The 17818-nt window shown below is 62.3% G+C and carries 18 protein-coding genes; 10 read left to right on the top strand and 8 right to left on the bottom strand.

Translation table 11 applies throughout. The features are described from left to right. Window positions 1–27: 27 nt before the first annotated feature. From FIU81_RS03140 to FIU81_RS03130, 3 genes are read right to left on the bottom strand one after another with little or no spacing between them, the layout of a single operon-like run. Entirely contained in the window at window positions 28–1413 is a 1386-nt protein-coding gene (locus FIU81_RS03140) for a sensor histidine kinase (RefSeq protein ID WP_124111491.1), read from the bottom strand. Between the two features lie 18 nt (window positions 1414–1431). Continuing rightward, the gene (locus FIU81_RS03135; RefSeq protein ID WP_124111490.1) at window positions 1432–2847 is read right to left on the bottom strand and encodes a dihydrolipoyl dehydrogenase family protein; all 1416 of its coding nucleotides are present in this window, start codon (window positions 2845–2847) and stop codon (window positions 1432–1434) included. A gap of 3 nt (window positions 2848–2850) precedes the next feature. After that, entirely contained in the window at window positions 2851–3582 is a 732-nt protein-coding gene (locus tag FIU81_RS03130) for a TVP38/TMEM64 family protein (protein WP_124111489.1), read from the bottom strand. Between the two features lie 266 nt (window positions 3583–3848). Between FIU81_RS03130 and rpmH the strand changes: the two genes are divergently transcribed. From rpmH to yidD, 3 genes are read left to right on the top strand one after another with little or no spacing between them, the layout of a single operon-like run. Next, on the top strand, window positions 3849–3983 hold the full coding sequence (rpmH, locus tag FIU81_RS03125; protein ID WP_124111488.1) for a 50S ribosomal protein L34: 135 nt from the start codon (window positions 3849–3851) through the stop codon (window positions 3981–3983). A gap of 11 nt (window positions 3984–3994) precedes the next feature. Next, window positions 3995–4372: a ribonuclease P protein component gene (rnpA, locus tag FIU81_RS03120; RefSeq protein ID WP_124111487.1), complete on the top strand. Its 378-nt coding sequence runs from the start codon at window positions 3995–3997 to the stop codon at window positions 4370–4372. After that, window positions 4369–4593, top strand: a complete 225-nt coding sequence (gene yidD, locus FIU81_RS03115; protein WP_124111486.1) for a membrane protein insertion efficiency factor YidD — start codon at window positions 4369–4371, stop codon at window positions 4591–4593. Before rnpA ends, yidD begins: the two co-directional genes overlap by 4 nt. Here yidD and FIU81_RS03110 read toward each other — a convergent pair. Next, complete coding sequence (locus FIU81_RS03110; RefSeq protein ID WP_124111485.1) at window positions 4569–5123, bottom strand: DUF1353 domain-containing protein; 555 nt, start codon at window positions 5121–5123, stop codon at window positions 4569–4571. The genes yidD and FIU81_RS03110 overlap by 25 nt on opposite strands. Window positions 5124–5236: 113 nt before the next feature. Between FIU81_RS03110 and FIU81_RS03105 the strand changes: the two genes are divergently transcribed. The 7 genes from FIU81_RS03105 to FIU81_RS03075 all read left to right on the top strand — a co-directional run bounded on the left by FIU81_RS03105 (window position 5237) and on the right by FIU81_RS03075 (window position 13280). Beyond that, window positions 5237–6556: a hypothetical protein gene (locus FIU81_RS03105; protein WP_124111484.1), complete on the top strand. Its 1320-nt coding sequence runs from the start codon at window positions 5237–5239 to the stop codon at window positions 6554–6556. A gap of 160 nt (window positions 6557–6716) precedes the next feature. After that, entirely contained in the window at window positions 6717–8549 is a 1833-nt protein-coding gene (gene yidC, locus FIU81_RS03100) for a membrane protein insertase YidC (RefSeq protein WP_124111483.1), read from the top strand. Beyond that, window positions 8546–9292: an MOSC domain-containing protein gene (locus tag FIU81_RS03095; RefSeq protein WP_124111482.1), complete on the top strand. Its 747-nt coding sequence runs from the start codon at window positions 8546–8548 to the stop codon at window positions 9290–9292. Before yidC ends, FIU81_RS03095 begins: the two co-directional genes overlap by 4 nt. Continuing rightward, entirely contained in the window at window positions 9289–9933 is a 645-nt protein-coding gene (yihA, locus tag FIU81_RS03090) for a ribosome biogenesis GTP-binding protein YihA/YsxC (RefSeq protein ID WP_124111481.1), read from the top strand. The genes FIU81_RS03095 and yihA overlap by 4 nt, the downstream gene beginning before the upstream one ends. Window positions 9934–10014: 81 nt before the next feature. After that, window positions 10015–11850: a c-type cytochrome gene (locus FIU81_RS03085; protein WP_124111480.1), complete on the top strand. Its 1836-nt coding sequence runs from the start codon at window positions 10015–10017 to the stop codon at window positions 11848–11850. A gap of 60 nt (window positions 11851–11910) precedes the next feature. After that, on the top strand, window positions 11911–12780 hold the full coding sequence (argB, locus tag FIU81_RS03080; RefSeq protein ID WP_124111479.1) for an acetylglutamate kinase: 870 nt from the start codon (window positions 11911–11913) through the stop codon (window positions 12778–12780). Then, window positions 12777–13280 carry a SixA phosphatase family protein gene (locus FIU81_RS03075; protein ID WP_124111478.1) on the top strand — a complete coding sequence of 168 codons (504 nt, stop codon included), beginning with the start codon at window positions 12777–12779 and terminating at the stop codon, window positions 13278–13280. Before argB ends, FIU81_RS03075 begins: the two co-directional genes overlap by 4 nt. An 11-nt stretch (window positions 13281–13291) precedes the next feature. Here the strand turns inward: FIU81_RS03075 and FIU81_RS03070 are convergent, their stop codons facing one another. From FIU81_RS03070 to FIU81_RS03055, 4 genes are all read right to left on the bottom strand, one after another. Continuing rightward, on the bottom strand, window positions 13292–14092 hold the full coding sequence (locus FIU81_RS03070; protein ID WP_124111477.1) for an amino acid ABC transporter ATP-binding protein: 801 nt from the start codon (window positions 14090–14092) through the stop codon (window positions 13292–13294). A gap of 9 nt (window positions 14093–14101) precedes the next feature. Continuing rightward, window positions 14102–15400, bottom strand: a complete 1299-nt coding sequence (locus tag FIU81_RS03065; RefSeq protein WP_124111476.1) for an amino acid ABC transporter permease — start codon at window positions 15398–15400, stop codon at window positions 14102–14104. A gap of 1 nt (window position 15401) precedes the next feature. Beyond that, complete coding sequence (locus FIU81_RS03060) at window positions 15402–16628, bottom strand: amino acid ABC transporter permease (protein ID WP_124111475.1); 1227 nt, start codon at window positions 16626–16628, stop codon at window positions 15402–15404. 117 nt (window positions 16629–16745) lie between these two features. Next, window positions 16746–17765 carry an amino acid ABC transporter substrate-binding protein gene (locus FIU81_RS03055; RefSeq protein WP_124111474.1) on the bottom strand — a complete coding sequence of 340 codons (1020 nt, stop codon included), beginning with the start codon at window positions 17763–17765 and terminating at the stop codon, window positions 16746–16748. Window positions 17766–17818 lie beyond the last annotated feature (53 nt).

Genomic DNA, 17818 nt, shown 5'->3' with positions numbered 1-17818 from the left:
TCAGGACCGGGCCGGGAACAAGCGGCCTTAGTCCAGCGACATGACGGTTTTCGGGAAGCACAGCTGGAAGGTGGTGCCATCCGCGCCGGTATTCGCCAACCACAGGTCGCCACCATGGCCGCGCACAAGGTCGCGCGCGATGGTCAGTCCAAGCCCGGTGCCCTTCTTCGATGCCGACTGGAACGGCTGAAACAGATGCTCTTGCACGCGCGGAGGAAGGCCTGGGCCGGTGTCGGTCACGCGGATGGTCCATTCGTCGTCGGTCTCGTCGGCGGCAACACCGATCTCGCCCGAAAGACCTTTGCTTTCCATCGCCTGCCGTGCGTTGCGCACAAGGTTGCCAAGGACGCGATACAGCTGTTCGGAGTCAGCGCGCAGGGTCATCCCCGCTGGCACGTCTTCCGAGAACGAGATGTCGGCCTCTCCCGCTGCCAACCGTTCGCCTTCCAGCACGTCGGACACCAGATCGGCCAGCATGACATGGCTCAACTGGGGTGGAGGCTCTTCTGCCTTGCCGAAGGTCAACGCGCCTTCGCAGATGGAAATCGCCCGGCTGATCGAGTTCAGCAGCTTCGGCGCCATGCGCGCGACCGCCGGATCGGTGGAGCTTTCGATCCGGTCCGCAAAAAGCTGCGCGGTGGTCAGCACGTTGCGCAGGTCGTGGCTGATCTTGGCGACGGCGCTGCCAAGCTGGGCCAGCCGTTCCTTTTGCCGTAGCGCGCCGGTCAGCTGGGTTTGCAAGGACTGCAACGCGTCTTCGGCGGCGCGCAACTCCTTCACCCCGGCGGTCGGCATGATGATCCGGCGGCCATCCTCTGGCGCGCTGGCGTAGGACTGCATCGCGTCGACCACACCCCGGATCGGGCGGACGATGAACATGCGCGCGGCGAGGAACAGCAACACCGCGGTGAAAATAGAGATCACGGCGGAGAGCACTAGAATCCGCACGCCGTAGTCGATCATCGCCATCCGCAGGGGGGCCTGCGGCATCGTCACCTCGATCAATTCTCCGCCTTCGCGGACGGGTGCGCCGCGCACGCGGATCACTTGGTTTTCCGAATCCAGCAGCGTGCCCATGGCATCCGCGATCAGAGTCGTCGGGGTCGCGTCGCGCAAGTCGTAAGTTGCAGATATGGCATCTGGCACGGCGGAGGACAGCGCAAGGATGCGGGTCTGATCGCGAACCAGCACGACGTTGTAGACCTCTGCGTTTTGCAGCAGTTCCGCCTCCAGCTCCGGCGAGATCATGTCGTCGGCCAGCAGGGCAAGGCTCGCAATCTGCGCGCGCTCCAGCCGTGACAAAAGGTAGTCGACGCGAAAGCGGGCGACCGAGGGCACGAAGATCAGCACCTCGGCCAGCATGACGAATGCCGCCGTCAGGATCAGGAAGCGTCCTGAAAGGGTATTCAGCATTGCGCGCTCACCATCCTGCTACGGCAGATACTTCTGCACCAGCCGCACCACCGTCTTTACCGTATCGTTTTCGAACAACATTGGCGAGAAATACGCCCCCGCCGCCCGCTTGTTGATCTCTGCCAGCGTTGGGTAGGGCAAGACCGTGTCGCTGATCGCCTTCATCTTCAGGCCGTTCGCGATGGCCATCGACCACATGGAAATCAACTCTCCCGCACTTTCGCCAACGATCGTGGCGCCAACCGGCTTGCCGCGCACCACCAGAACCTTAACGAAGCCCGTCGTTTTTTCCGTCGCGATGGCGCGGTCGTTTTCGTCGTAGTTGAAGCGGACGACCTTCACGTTGCCGCCATGCTCTTCCCGCGCCTGTTGTTCGGTCAGACCGACGTGGGCCAATTCGGGAGAGGTGTAGGTTGCCCACGGGATGTGGCTTTGTTTGGCCTTGGTGGGCAGGCCGAACATGATCTGCGGAATCACGACACCGGCGTGATAGCCCGCGACATGGGTGAACTGCAGCCGCCCCGCCGCATCGCCCACCGCGAAGACGCGCTTGTTGGTGGTCGAGCGCAGACGATCATCCACGGTCACCGCGCGGTCGTGGGCGACGTTGCCCTTGTCCAGATCGAGCTTGTCGATATTCACCTTGCGGCCGACCGCGACCAAAAGGTGCGAGCCGGTGTAGCTGCCGCCGTCCGTTTCCACCGTGATCTTGCCGCCCGACTGGCTGACGCGCTTGGCCTGCTGGCCTTCGACCAGCACGACGCCCTCTTTCTGGATTTGCTCCAGCACGACGGATGTGGCCTCTGGGTCGTCCTTGCCCAGCGCCTTGCCGCCTTCGATCACCGTCACTTCGCAGCCCAGACGCCGATGCGCCTGCGCCATTTCCATGCCAATGGGGCCACCACCGATGACGATCAGGTGCTCGGGCTTCTCACGCAGGTCGAAGAGGGTTTCGTTGGTCAGGTAGTCCACGCCATCCAGCCCGTCGATCGGGGGCACGAACGGCGAAGAACCGGTGGCGATGACGATTCGACGGGCGGTGATCTCATGGGTGTCCGTGACGATGGTCTTCTCGTCTTTGAACGAAGCCCACTCTCGCAGAACAGTGATCCCGAAGCCCTCGAACCGTTCCTGGCTGTCCACCGGCGCGATCGTCTCGACAACGCGGGCCACGTGATCCTTGGCTTCGGCGTAATCCACCTTCGGTTCTGCCGAAGCGACGCCGATCTCACCCGGATGGGACATGCCGTAGGCGGCCTTGGCGCTGGCGATCAGCGACTTCGACGGCACGCAGCCGTAGTTCAGGCAATCGCCGCCCATCTTGTGGCCTTCGATCAGGACCACCTTCGCGCCCATCTGAGCGGCCCCCGCCGCGACGGACAACCCGCCAGAACCCGCACCGATGATGCAGACATCGCATTTGATCTTTTCCATGGGTCAGACCCCTTTCTTGCCGCGCACGGCCTTCAGTACGAGGGGCAGCGCGGCCAGTGCGCACAGCCCCAGGATCGGCAGCAGTATCTGCGGCTCGAAGATGATGGACAGGTTCGGTGTCTCGCCGCGGGCGAAGACCTCGCCCAGCCCCGCGCCCACAGAGGTGTAGACGACCGCGCCGGGAATGATGCCAAGGAACGTCGTCACCGCGAATTTCCAAAGCGGCACGCCGACGAAAGCGGGCACGAGGTTGGCCACGAAGAATGGCACGGCGGGAATCAGGCGGATCAGGAACAGCATCTCCCACTGGCTCTCGTCGATCCCCGCCTTGATCCGTTTCACCAGACCGTCGCCGGTGTTCATCTTGGCAGCCAGCTTGTCGCCCAGTCCCCAGCGCGCGGCCAAAAAGATCGCGATGGCGCCCAGAGTGGCACCCGTCACGTTGTACAGCGCCCCCGGAAACGTCGCGAACAGAAAGCCGCCCGTCAGTGTGAAGATCGTCGCCCCCGGAAGGCTGAAGGCCACTACTAGCGCGTAAAACGCTACGAAGATTAGGACGGCCAACAGGTAGTTGGCATCCCGGAACTCCAGCAAACGCTCGCGATTCGCGGCCAAGGTCTCGAAATTGAGATAATCGCGCAGGGTGAAGGCCCCCACGATGGCCACGATCCCGATTAGAATGAGCGGCAGGCGCTTGATCCAGGGATTCGTTGCTGTGTCGCTGGCGTCGGGCATGGCGTTCTCCGGGGGTGTCATTGCGTAACAGCGCCAGCACTTGCCCCGTTCCCCGCGATGGACCATCCCCTTTCACGGGGCAGTGACGGGAACGGCCCGGATGACTGCGATCTGAAACACGATGATACCGGGACTGAAACATTGCCGGATCGGTTGACACCGCGTTCCACCAGCCTTATCCGACCGGCCTGATCCACATAACCGTGCGACCGGCGGCCATGCCTTGGCCCCTGCACGGCTGAACCGCCCGTCCGGGAGACTTTGATATGAAGCGCACGTTCCAGCCCTCGAACCTCGTTCGCAAGCGCCGCCACGGTTTCCGTGCGCGCATGGCCACCAAAGCCGGCCGCACGATCCTGAACCGCCGTCGCGCGCAGGGCCGTAAGAAGCTCTCCGCCTGATATCAGCTGCGATGACAGTCGAAGTGCCCGCCGCGCTCCCGCCCGGCGGGATTTTGCCGTTGGAGCGTCTGCGCAATCGCCCCGACTTCCTGCGCGCCGCCCGCGCCCTGCACCGCCGCACGCCCGGCTTCGTCCTGCAGGCGCGGGATCGTGGGAACGATGACAGCGCTGTGCGCGTGGGCTTCACCTGTTCCAAGAAGGTCGGAAATGCCGTTGCCCGCAACCGTGCCAAGCGCCGCCTGCGAGAGATCGCGCGTCTCGAACTGCCGCTGCACGGGCGTCCGGGCTGGGATTACGTCCTGATCGGCAAACGCGACCTGACCGCGACCCGAGACTTCGCAGCGATGCGCGCCGACCTGATCGCTGCTCTCGCGCATCTGCACAAATGAGCCCGCTGGCCCATATCCTGGCACTCCCCGTACGCGCCTACCGCTTGTTTCTGTCCCCCTGGGTCGGTCACGGCTGCCGCTTTCAGCCGACCTGCTCGGCCTACGCATTGGACGCCCTGCGCGTTCATGGCGGCCTACGCGGAGGATGGTTAACGCTGCGGCGGATCTCGCGCTGCCATCCTTGGGGCGGATCTGGCTACGACCCCGTTCCGCCGCGCTGATCCGGTTCGGTCGGAATGACGATCGGAGTATCGTAGATCGCCGCACTCAGATCGGCGAAGATCGGGTGGTTCTTGGCGAAAAAGCCCCGCCCACCGAAGAGACGCACCGCCAGATGGATCGCCCTGCGCTGGATTGGCCCGATCCCCGCAGAGGTCATCGCCAGCAGCATCACATCGTCAGCGAACAGCCTGTCCCGCGCCGTGGGCGTGCGGCCGGTGACCTGCCATGCCACGTACAGCCAATCGTGTACGATGGCCGCCTCCAGCCACGGTCCCACACGACCGACGAACCAGCGCAATGGCCGCGGCACGGAGGTCAGATCGGTGATCAGCCCGCGCGGCACCGTGATGACACGGCTATCACCATCGATTCTCAGCGCCACATCGTAGTCTTGATTGACGACGTAGTCGCCGTCCTCACCGATCCGATCCAGCAGAAGCGCTGGTGGACGGATCAAACTTAGCGGACCGAGATAACAGAAGTCGGTCAGCGCCCGCCAGTCGTCAGGATAGGGATTCGCGATCGGCATGAAATGATCTTAACACCTTTCGACTGTTGCACCGCGGATAGGCGGGTTCGCTTAACGTTCTGGTCATAGCCCTTTGTTAGTGTCCGCTCCTGTTGACGCTGAAAGGATGTGGAATGCACACCGCTACGGCAAGATGGATTGGATCGGCTGTGATGGCGGGCGGTGCTGCCGCATTGTGGCATCCGATTGCGGGCGCGTCGATCTTACTGCTTTCGACGGTGGCGTTCGCTGTATTCCAGTGGGCCGCGGCTCAGAACCGGATGCGATCTGTCGTGTCGCATCGGGCGATCTCGGCAGCCCTTTCGACGCAGGGCGACGTTGCGTTCGCGTTATTCGAGGGCGGCCGCAGGCCGGACCACAGGTCTGCTTTGATCGCCGAACACCTGACGGGGCAGGATTTGGTCGTGCCGTTGGATGGAGACGTGGCCGTCGTGCTGGCGCGCTCTGGCCCCATTGATCGCATGATCGCACGCCTGTGCCGATGTCAGCTGGCATTGCAGCAGGCAGGCGCGCGCAGCGCGCCGGTCGGCACCGTCATACCCGATCCGCAGGACAGTTCCGCGGATATTCTATCGTACGCATCCAGCGCGTTACTGATCGCAAAATGCCGTGGACCCTTTGAACTGGAATGTGCGGCGAGACAGGCAGAGCCAAAGATATCTGCTGCAAGCGCGCGAGCGGACATCATCGACACCACCAGCGTCCTGTCGCCTGTCGTTTGCGCTTCCAGCGGACAGGTCACGGGGATGCTTCCCATGCCGACCTTTGGCCCGCAGGTCGGAGAGACATTGGCCCAACTGACGGATCGAATTTCGAATTATCCAAAAGCTGTAACAAATCTGGGCGGTATGATCGTCGTGCCTGTCTGCTCGGAAATCATGCTACAGTACGGGACCGCAGACGCCATCGCTCTCGCTTTGGACGCTGCTGGCGTGCCGCCGGGCCAACTGGTCCTCTGCCCAGACACGCCGCTTTTCGCAGGCTCTGATCTACGCGACTTGGGGGTACAGCTAGCGACGCCACTGCTTGAACCGAAAGACGCCGATCTGAATGCGGATGGCGTTATGTGGTTGCCCGCGGCGATGACGCGGACGGTCGCCAGCGATCCCGGCCGATATGAGTTGCTGACGGAATGCCTGCGCGCCGCCGGGGAACGCGACATCCCCGTGCTGGCGCTTGGCCTGTCCGATGTCGAAGACGCTGCCTTACTGTCTCAACTTGGCGTCACGTGGCTTGAAGGCGATGCGGTCCGCGACGCCCACTTTCTGAATACAGCCACCGCTACGGACGGGTCGATGGACAGCGCGTTCGCCCTTGCCAGACTGCCAAAGCTTTGCAATCCGAATAACGCCCATCCAACCGCAACTCCAACGCCCAGAATCAGGTACACTCGTCCGATTGGCCGACCCGATCGTCGTGCCGGTCCAGCGTGAAGGAACAGAACCGGCCCACTCGCCCGTGACACGCGATAGCACTCTCGTGGATCGCCCAAACGCCCGTGATACCGTGGACACGCAGCGAAACGGCTTGACTGTCAGCGGCCCCGCCTGTTGAACACCCGACGACTTTTCCCCCTAGCGAAAGACACGGGCGATGGACGACCAGAACAAGAATCTGATCCTCGCAACGGTCCTCAGTTTTCTGGTGATCGTTGGCTGGATGGTGCTGTTCCCGCCAGAGGAATCCACGACCGTTTCGGACGAGGTGACTGCTGTGGAAACGCCGCAGAACCCCGCAAGCGCCCCCGCGCCACCGGGCAGCGACGTACTGGCTGCAACGGGAACCGGCCCGGATGCCGTCGCCACCGACGCACCTCGCCTGGACATCGACACGCCCGCGCTCAGCGGCTCTGTTTCGCTTGTAGGTGGCCGCATCGACGAATTGGCGCTCAAGCGCTACAACGTCGAAGTCGATCCCAGCTCACCTATTGTTGACCTCTTGAACCCCGTCGGCAGCAACCGCCCTTATTACGCCCTGTTCGGCTGGGCCCCCGGCGGCGACCTTGCCTACGAAGACGTCCCCAGCGCTCAGACACCGTGGGAGGTCGTCGACGGCGACACGCTGAGCGTCGACAGCCCTGTCACGCTGGAGTGGGACAACGGCAATGGCCTTTTGTTCACGCGCACCCTGTCCGTCGATGACAACTACATGTTCACGATCGATCAGTCTGTCGAAAACACCACAAATGATGCGGTTCGCATGGCCCCCTATGGCACCGTCGCCCGCCACGGTGATCTCGATTTGACCGGCTTCTTCATTCTGCACGAAGGCGTCGTGCGGATGTCTGACAGCGAGCTGCAGGAAATCGACTACGACGACCTGCCCGATCTGGACCAGGTCGCGCGCGAAGGCGGTCCGGCAGACGTGATTGAGGTGCAGCAGGACGGCTGGATCGGCTTCACCGACAAATACTGGATGACAGCTCTGATCCCGGAACCGGGCACATCTTTCACAAGCGTCGCCAAGTTCGTTGATCGGGGCGAAATCTACCAATCCGAAGCCCGTTTGCCTGCATTGGACATTGCTGCGGGAGAGACTGCGCAGACAAGCATGCAGCTGTTTGCCGGAGCGAAGGACTGGGACATCATCCTGGGCTACCAGCGCGACGGCATCGACCGGTTCACCGACTCGATCGACTGGGGTTGGTTCTTCTTCCTGACGAAGCCGATCTTCGTCGCCCTGCACTGGCTGAATGGCGTCATCGGCAACATGGGCTGGTCGATCATCCTGCTGACGCTGGGCATCAAGGCCATCCTTCTGCCGCTGGCTTACAAGTCCTACGTCTCTATGGCGCGCATGAAAGAGCTTCAGCCCCAGATGGAAGCGCTGAAGGAAAAGGCCGGCGACGATCGGGAGAAGCTTCAGAAGGGCATGATGGAGCTGTACAAGACCAACAAGGTGAACCCCGCCGCGGGCTGCCTGCCGATCCTGCTGCAGATCCCGATTTTCTTCTCTCTTTACAAGGTGATCTTCGTCACACTGGAGCTGCGCCACGCACCTTGGTTCGGATGGATTCGCGACCTCTCCGCGCCTGACCCGTCGTCGATTCTGAACCTCTTTGGCTTGCTGCCTTGGGGCACCCCTGATCCGGCATCGTTCATCGCGATCATCTCGCTAGGCATTCTACCCATCCTGCTGGGCGTCTCAATGTGGCTACAGCAAAAGCTGAACCCCGCGCCCGCCGATCCGACGCAGGCGATGATCTTCGCGTGGATGCCTTGGGTGTTCATGTTCATGCTGGGTCAATTCGCCAGCGGCCTGGTGATCTACTGGATCGCGAACAACACGATCACGTTCATTCAGCAGTACGTCATCATGCGCAGTCAGGGTGTGAAGCCGGATATTCTGGGCAACGTACTGGGCCGCAACAAGCAGCCTGCGCCAGCAGCGGCGAACAAGACCGGCGCGCCGAAGAAGAAGAAATGACCGGTGCCATGCGGGTGGCAGGCCTGACCCGCCACCCCATCAAGGGGATCGGATCGGAAGCGTTGGATCGGATCACGCTGAATGCGGAGAAACCGATGCCCGGCGACCGGGTGTGGGCCGTCTCTCACGATCAGCATCCCGGTCGCGATGGCTGGCGCCCAAGGCGTGACTTCCTGGTGGTCGCCAGTGGGCCATCCCTGGCGGCAGTGACGGCAAAAAGCGATGGTGGCCGCATCACGTTGACGCATCCCGACCGCCCCGACGCGCAGTTCGACCTGCCGGATGATGAGGCTGCCCTTCTGGAGTGGGTGACGCCGCTTTGGCCAAAAGATCGTCCGTCGCCGCAAAAGTTGCATCGCGCGCCGTTTTCCACCGGGATGCCGGACAATGGGATCGCCAGCCTGTCGATTTTGACGCAGTCTTCTCTGGACGCGCTATCGGCAAAAGTCGGGCAGACGCTGGACGCCCGTCGATTTCGCGGCAACGTGTTGCTGAATGGGACAGAGCCGTGGGCCGAGTTCGAGTGGATCGGAAAGCGCATTCAAATAGGAGACGCCGTCTTGGACGTGATCGAACCCATCGAACGCTGCCGCGCGACGGAGGCGAACCCCGAAACGGGTGAACGCGACGCCAATACGCTGGGCGCCCTGCGCGACGGCTTCGGACATCAGGACTTCGGCGTCTACGCCCGTGTTGTGCAATCGGGAGAGGTCGCTGTCGGCGACCCGGCGGTGATCCAATGAGCCTGCCATTCCCCGAATCCGAGCCTGACGAAGACGCTCTGGAATCCGGGCGCCTGCTGTTCCGCAGGCGGACTGAGTTCCTGAAAGGCGTCGTTGCGATGGACGGTTTACCGCCCGATGACCGCGCCGAGATTTGTTTCGCCGGACGCTCGAACGTCGGAAAGTCTTCGCTGATCAATGCGCTGACCGACACGAAGGGCCTCGCGCGGGCGTCGAACACGCCCGGTCGCACGCAAGAGATCAATTATTTCACGCTCGAAGACCTCTATTTGGTGGACCTGCCTGGATACGGGTTCGCCAACGCGCCCGTGAAGGTCGTCGCCCAGTGGCAAGCGCTGATGAAAGCCTACCTTGGCGGACGTGCGACGCTGCGCCGGGCCTTCCTGCTGATTGACCACAGGCATGGACCGAAAGAGGTGGACGAAGAAATCATGTCCCTGCTGGACCGCGCCGCCGTGCCGTTCCAAGCGGTGTTGACCAAAGCCGACAAGGTGAAGGCCGCAGACCGTGACCGCACGCAGGCCGCCTTGCGCGCGGCTCTGTCCCGGCACCCTGCGGCGTTCCCGGAAATCGTCTTGACGTCCTCTGAAAAGGGCACCGGCATCGACGTTCTGCGTGCGGTGATCGCCGGTCTCGACTGAGTTGGTGCGTCGCAGGCGCTTGCTTTTCGTGACAGCGAGGTATGTTCAAGGGAAGTTGATACCGATCCTGCGAGACGCGCCATGAAAATTTTCGGATATTCCTTTAGATCACTCATCCCCGGTTTCGTCGCGGCCATAGGTGTCGCGGTCGTTGGTGGTGTCGTCGTCGGGGCATTCGTGCTTTCGGGCGCGATAAGTGTCGCCGCGACCTACGGGGATCCGAAGATCCTGTACTATGCCCTGCACACGACGTTCAAGAATTCGGTTGCGTGGCGCGCGACAGAGGATGTGCCGGAAGATCTGGATGACGAAGGGCGCATTGCGTTGGGCGCGCAGCATTACGCGAATGCATGCGCCAAATGCCACGGCGGCCCGGGTCTTGGTCAGAACCCGCAGGCCTTGGCCATGCGCCCCCGTCCGCAGCACCTTGCCGCCGTCGTCGATCAGTTCGAGGACGGTGAGCTGCACTATATTCTGGATGCGGGCGTCCGCATGTCGGCAATGCCCGCTTGGCCCACTTCGGGCCGCGAAGATGAGATCTGGAACGTAGTGGCCTTCATTCGCCAGCTGCCCGAGATGTCGGCGGATGAATATATCGAACTTCTGCAGGACCAAGAACTTGCGGTAGAGCCGCAAAGCGTGGCCTACGGCGAGCGCGGCCCCCTGATCGACAACGGTATCGACGATGATCCCAATCAAGACCGCTGGCCTGAGGAGGAATACGCTTACCAGTCCCCCGCCACCGAATGGCGCGACTTTGCGGTCCAAGGCGATGTGGTCCAGCGCTGTGCTGCCTGCCACGGTGGTGCGGGTGCGGGCGAGGCCACCAACGGTCGCGCGCCGAACCTGACTGTGCTGTCGGGCGATTACATCCAGCAGGCGCTGACCGATTACGCCTCTGGGTCCCGCAAATCCGGCATCATGCAGATCGTCGCCTCCAACCTGTCGGCGCAACAACGTGTGAACCTTGGCGAATACTACGATAGCCTGCCTGACCAGGCGACCGAGATTGCCTACGGCGGTGATATCGGCGCGGGCGAAGAGATCGCGACGACCGGCAAGTTGCTGTCGGCGGTTCCTGCCTGCGTGACCTGCCACAACAACGGCGATGTCGGTGACGGGCGCGTCGCATCCCTTGATGTGCCAGAGCTAGCAGGCCAGTCGCCCATCTACATCGAACAACAGCTGCGCCTGTTCCGCGCCGGTATCCGTGAAGGCGGAGCGGCTTGGAAGCCGATGCAATACATCGCTTCGCAACTGACCGACGAAGACATGGTCAATCTCGCCGCCTACTTCTCGGCGCAAGAAGTCGGCGCAGACATTCAGCCCACAGACCGTCTGGCTGATGCCTCGATCGACGCGGGTGCGGAAGTGGTCCAACTGGTTTGCAAGGAATGCCACACCGAACAAGGTATTGGCAGCCAGTCGGGCGATACGCCGAACCTAAGCCTTCAGGGGTCCGATTACCTGCACCAGCAGCTGATCGCGTTCCGCGAGGACATCCGCAAGAATTCGTCGCAGATGCGTCAGACCGCCCGTCAGATCAGTCTCGACGATATCGCCAACGTGGCCGCCTATTTCGGTGCGCAGGACCCGATTGCGGTGTCCCGTGATAGCGAAGTGGGCGACGCGAATTCCGGGGCGGATATCGCGACCTATGGGCTGGAGGAGGTCGGCGTGCCGTCCTGCCTGACCTGCCACGGGCCGAACCCGACGGAGGAGATCGGCATCCTTCCGCGCCTGCACGGTCAGAACCAAGTCTATATCGAACAGCGCTTGGACTACTTCGCGGGCGATAGCGGCAACGACGTCTACGGTCTGTCCCCGATGCATCGGATCGCCTCGGCGATGACGGAAGACCAGCGCGCCGATGTCGCTGCTTGGTTTGCTGCGCAGGAGCCTCTGGTGAAGAACTGACGACCTCGTTAGGCTTGGGTGGCGCAAATTTCGGCGCGCCACCCGACCGCAAGGGACCTTATGACCGACGCGCAGACTGCCCCCGAAGACTGGCCCGCCACGGCGCGCACACTCTCCCAAGCCCTTCCCTTCTTCCAGCGTTACGCCGGTGCCACCGTCGTCATCAAGCTTGGTGGCCACGCGATGGGGTCGGATGCGGCGATGCGCTCTTTCGCGCGTGATGTCGTGCTGATGAGCCACGTGGGCGTGAATCCCGTGATCGTCCATGGCGGCGGGCCGATGATCAACGCGATGCTGGAAAAGCAGGGCGTCGTGTCAGAATTTGTGGACGGCAAGCGCGTGACGGACGCGGCCACCATCGAGGTGGTCGAGATGGTTCTGTCGGGCTCTGTCGGCAAGCGGATCGTGCAGGCGATTCAGGCCGAGGGTGGTCTGGCCGTCGGTATTTCCGGCAAGGATTCGCGGTTAATGATCTGCGAGCAGGCAAATCCGAAGCTGGGCTTCGTGGGTAAGCCGGTCGAGATGAACGCGGGACTTCTGGAAAGCCTGAAAAACAGCAAGACGATCCCGGTCATCGCCCCCATTGGCATGGGACGGGATGGCGAGACGTTCAACGTGAACGGGGACACGGCAGCCGGTGCCATCGCGGGCGCATTGAAGGCCGACCGGCTGCTTCTGCTGACCGACGTGGCGGGGGTGAAAGGCGCGGATGGAGAGGTGATTTCCGAGATCACGCCAGAGGCGATCCGCGCCTTGACCGAAGACGGCACCATCGCGGGCGGCATGATCCCCAAGACCGAAACGGCGCTTGCAGCGATGGACGCTGGCGTGCGCGCGGTCGTGATCTTGGACGGACGCGTCGAGAACGCCTGCCTGCTGGAACTGTACACACGCGCCGGTGCGGGCACCCTGATCCGGGGCGTCCGATGAGCCGCCGCCTGATCCTGACACGGCACGCCAAGTCGGATTGGGATGATGGCGTTCTAACAGATCACGAAAGACCGCTGAACGCGCGGGGCCACCGCTCTGCCGCGGCCATCGGTTCTTGGCTGACGGAACGCGGCTACGTGCCGGACTTGGCATGCCTGTCCACCGCGCAGCGCGTGGTTGAGACATGGGCAGGTATCGCGCCACGCTTGGGCAAAGAGCCGGAGGTCATGTGGGACCGAGCGCTGTATCTGTCCTCGCCCGACACGATGCTGAACCTTCTGGCCGAGCAGACTGCGCAAACCGTTATCGTGATCGCACATAATCCGGGAATGGGATCGCTGGCGCAGCTTATGGCCGAAGACCCACCGCAGAATGCCGCATTCGACCGCTTCCCCACCTGCGCAACGCTAGTTTTGGACTTCGCTACCGACAATTGGCGAATCGAGCCTTTGACCGGACGGGTCGTAGACTTCGTGGTGCCGCGCGACCTGACGGACTAGGCCTCTGCCCCTTAGTGACCCAAAATCTGGCTGAGGAACAGCTTGGTGCGGTCCGACTTGGGGTTCTTGAAGAACTCTTCCGGCTCGTTCTGTTCGACGATCTGCCCCTGATCCATGAAGATGACGCGGTTGGCGACCTGACGGGCGAAGCCCATCTCATGCGTGACGCAAAGCATCGTCATGCCCTCTTCCGCCAGCTCAATCATGGTATCCAAGACCTCCTTGATCATCTCAGGGTCCAGCGCCGATGTCGGCTCGTCGAACAGCATGATGCGGGGTTTCATGCACAGGCTGCGCGCGATGGCGACACGTTGCTGCTGACCTCCCGAAAGCTGGCCCGGATACTTGTCGGCTTGCTCGGGGATCTTCACCTTCTTCAGGAAGTGCATCGCCGTCTCTTCGGCTTCCTTCTTGGGCGTCTTGCGCACCCAGATCGGGGCCAGCGTGCAGTTCTCCAAGATGGTCAGATGCGGAAACAGGTTGAAGTGCTGGAAACACATTCCAACCTCGGAGCGGATCTTGTCGACCTGCTTCAGGTCCGACGACAGGCGTGTTCCATCGACGGTGATCGAACCCTTCTGGTGTTCTTCCAGCGCATTGATGCAGCGGATCAGCGTGGATTTGCCGGACCCCGAAGGACCGCAAATCACGATCCGCTCGCCGCGATGGACGGTCAGGTCGATGTCGCGCAGCACGTGGAACGAGCCGTACCACTTGTTCATGTTGTCGATCTCGATGGCGACCTCGTCCGAGACCTTCATCTGCGTGGTATCGACGGCGCGCTCTTCGGCGACGGTTCCTGTGGTGTCCATGGTGCGCTCCTATCGGTGATCGGTGGCAAGCTGACGCTCAAGCCACTGGGAGTATTGAGAAATGCCGTAGCAGGTGACGAAGAACAGAAGCGCGGCGAAGCCGTAAAGCTCCCAGTAGACGCCGTTCCAGTCTGTCGAGGCCAGGATCGGGCCGCGGATCATGCCCACCACGTCGAACATCGAGATGATCGAGACGAGCGTGGTATCCTTGAACAGGCCCACCGCCACGTTGACGATGCCGGGGATCGAGATCTTCAGTGCCTGCGGCAGGATGATCAGACGCATGGACTGCCAGTAGTCGAGACCAAGGCTTTCCGCGCCCTCGTACTGCCCACGCGGCAGGGCGGCGAGACCGCCCCTGATGACTTCCGCGATGTAGGCAGAGGCGAACATCGTGATCATGATGATGACGCGCAGGATCAGGTCAAACGTGGTGCCGGGCGGCAGGAAATAGGCCAACACGACGTTGGCGACGAAGAGCAGCGTGATAAGAGGCACGCCGCGCACGAATTCGATGAAGGCCACGCAGATGAACTTGATGATCGGCAGGCGTGACTGACGACCCAGCGCCAGCACGATGCCAAAGGGCAAAGACAGCGACACACATACCACGCCCAGCATCATGTTCAGCATGAAGCCACCCATGTTGCGGCTTTCGACTGGGGGCAATTCCAGGAAGCCGGGCTCTTCCGCGACGGCGAACCCACTCAGCCACCAAATCGCTACTGCGGCCAGGACAGCGACGAGCAACGACAGCGCGAAGCCCGCGCGCCGTTCTGCCATCGTGTAGGCAAAGTAGCCGCCGACGACGCCCAGAAGGGCGAAGGCGGACACAAGGATCGTGCCGCCCCAGATCAGCCAGTAGGCGATGAAGGGGTATAGCAGCGTTATTACCAGCATCTTGCGCGGCAGGGCCGCGAAAAGAACCGGCGCGACGGCCACGAACAGCAAGACGAAGGCGAGCGAGGGGCGCCAGTATTCTTCGGACGGGTAAGAGAAGCCAAACAGCAGCTGGTTCCAGCGCTCCGTCAACACGGCGAAGCAGCCGGCACCGCTGCCGCCCATCATCTCACGGCATTCGCGGATGGATGATGCGTTCCACACCCCACCCAGCAGCCACGGCAGGAAGCCGGACAGCAGCACGTAGATCACGTAGATCGCGACAAACGTCAGGATCGTGTAGGGGATCGACGAGAACAGGTTGGTGCGCAACCATTTGATTGCGCCCGTCTCTGTGATCGGGGCGGGCTGTTGGTCGATGAACGACTCGCGGACGTAGGCGACGGATTGGGCGTGTGTATCGGACATCCTATCGCTCCTTCAACGCAACTCGGGAGTTGTAGACGTTCATGATCGCAGAGATCGACAGACTGATGATCAGGTAGAACAGCATCAGCATCAGGATGCATTCGATCGCCCTGCCCGTCTGGTTCAGCGTGATGCCGCCCAGCGTGGCGGTGATGTCGGCGTAGCCCACGGCAATGGCGAGCGACGAGTTTTTCGTAAGATTCAGATATTGAGAGATCAGCGGCGGGATGATGACGCGCAGCGCCTGCGGCAGCACGACAAGGTTCATCACGCGGCGCGGACGCAGGCCAAGGGCGGCGGCGGCTTCGGTCTGGCCCTTGCTGACAGCAAGGATACCAGCGCGCACGTTCTCGGCGATGAAGGCCCCCGTGTAGACGGACAGCGCCAGCCACAGCGCGATCAGTGGCTTGCCGACCAGCGTACCGCCCTGAATGTTGAAACGGTTGGCCATCGTGTCGGGCATCGACAGCGAGACGGCACCCGCGAAAGCGAAATAAGCGATGACAGGCAGGCCAATCAGGATCAACCACGACGGCCATGCGGGCAGCAGCTTGCCGCTTTGGAACAGCGTCTTCTTCACGTGGCGGCGCCACAGGAAGAACCCGACGATGCCAACGACCACAGCGATGGCAACGAAGATCGCGCCCGGCCCAAGCTCTACGGCGGGGGCGTAAAGGCCTCGGTTGGTGAAGGCGAAGGCGCCGAGGAACAGGTTGCTGTTCGGGTCTTCGCCCAGAAATTCGCGAGGGTTGCCGCCAGAGACGGTGACGATGGTGCCGATCATCAGGATCCAGATCAGCACGGGCACGTTGCGAAACGCCTCGACATAAGCCGACATCAGGCGCGATATCAGCCAGTTCTTCGACAGACGCAGCACGCCGGCAGTCACACCAATAATGGTGGCGGTAACGCAGCCCAATAGCGCAACCAGTAGCGTGTTGAGTACGCCGACGATGGCGGCCTGCAAATGGCTCGACTGGCTGGTGTAGGGGATCAGCGCTTGGTTGATATCGTAACCGGCGGACTGGTCCAGGAAGCCGTAAGAGATATCCAGACCGGCAGCGGCAAGGTTGCGCACGAGGTTCATGCCAAGCCACGCCATCAGGAAGATGATGAGCATCAGCGCGATGAATTGGAACGTCAGCCCGCGATACCGGGTGTCGTTGACCAGCATCGACAGCTTGAAGCTGCTGCTTTGGTTTGCATCGCTATCGGAAATGGAAGCCATCGCGTTCCCCTGATTGCAGTCGTCGACCGGCGAATGGGCCGGGCCGCGGAGTGTTCTTATTGGGAGCGGTAGAAAAAGCCGGGGGCGCGGCGGATGCCCGCCCCCGGCTGGATCGACTTAGCGGAAGGGGGGCGAATACAGCAGGCCGCCTTCGGTCCACTGCGCGTTCAGGCCGCGCGCCAGACCGATGGGGGTCTCTTCGCCGATGTTCTTCGCGAAGACCTCGCCGTAGTTGCCGCCGGCCGAGATGGCGTTGACGGCCCAGTCGGCTTCAAGGCCGATCATCTCACCCAGGTTGCCTTCGGAACCCAGCAGGCGGTTCACCTCGGGGCTATCGCCCGCGGCACCGGCCAGATCGGTCACGTTGGCCGAGGTCACGCCGTACTCTTCGGCAGCGATCAGGGCGTTGAGTGTCCAGCGGACCACATCGCCCCACTCGCTGTCACCGTGACGGACCAGCGGGCCCAGCGGCTCTTTCGAGATGATTTCCGGCAGGATCACGTGCGCGGTCGGATCTTCGAACGTGGCACGGGTCGCGGCCAGACCGGAGGCATCGGTGGTGTAGCCGTCACAGGCACCGGCGAGGTATTGCTGCTGCGCTTCCGCGTTGGTTTCGATCGGGACCGGCTCATAGCTGATGTTGTTCTTGCGGAAGAAGTCGGCAAGGTTCAGCTCGGTCGTGGTACCGGTCTGGACGCAAATCGTTGCACCATCCAGATCCTTGGCAGAGGTCACGCCCAGATCCTTCGGGACCATGAAGCCCTGACCATCGTAGTAGTTGATGCCGGTGAATTCGAACGCCAAGTCGGTGTCGCGGCTGAACGTCCAGGTGGTGTTGCGCGCCAGCATGTCGATCTCGCCCGAGGACAATGCGGTGAAGCGCGTCTTGCCGGTCGTCGGAACGAACTCGACAGCGGTCGGATCGCCCAGAACGGCGGCGGCGACGGCACGGCACAGGGCGACGTCGAAGCCTTCCCACTCGCCAGAGGCGTTGGGTGCAGCAAAGCCAACAAGGCCGGTCGTCACGCCACAGTTCAGCGTGCCACGCGACTGAACGTCGTCAAGCGTAGCAGCGCCGGCGACGCCAGCACACAGCGCGGCCGCGGCGGTAGCACCAAGAAATACGGTAGTTTTCATGCTTACTCTCCCGAGATGTTCCGACCACTTTCGGGTCGGCTGAATTATGCCGG

Source organism: Palleronia sp. THAF1 (assembly GCF_009363795.1).
In the GTDB taxonomy this organism is placed as follows: Bacteria; Pseudomonadota; Alphaproteobacteria; order Rhodobacterales; family Rhodobacteraceae; genus Palleronia.
The sequence above is the reverse complement of the archived record's forward strand: the minus strand, read 5'-3'. Positions and strand labels throughout refer to the sequence as shown.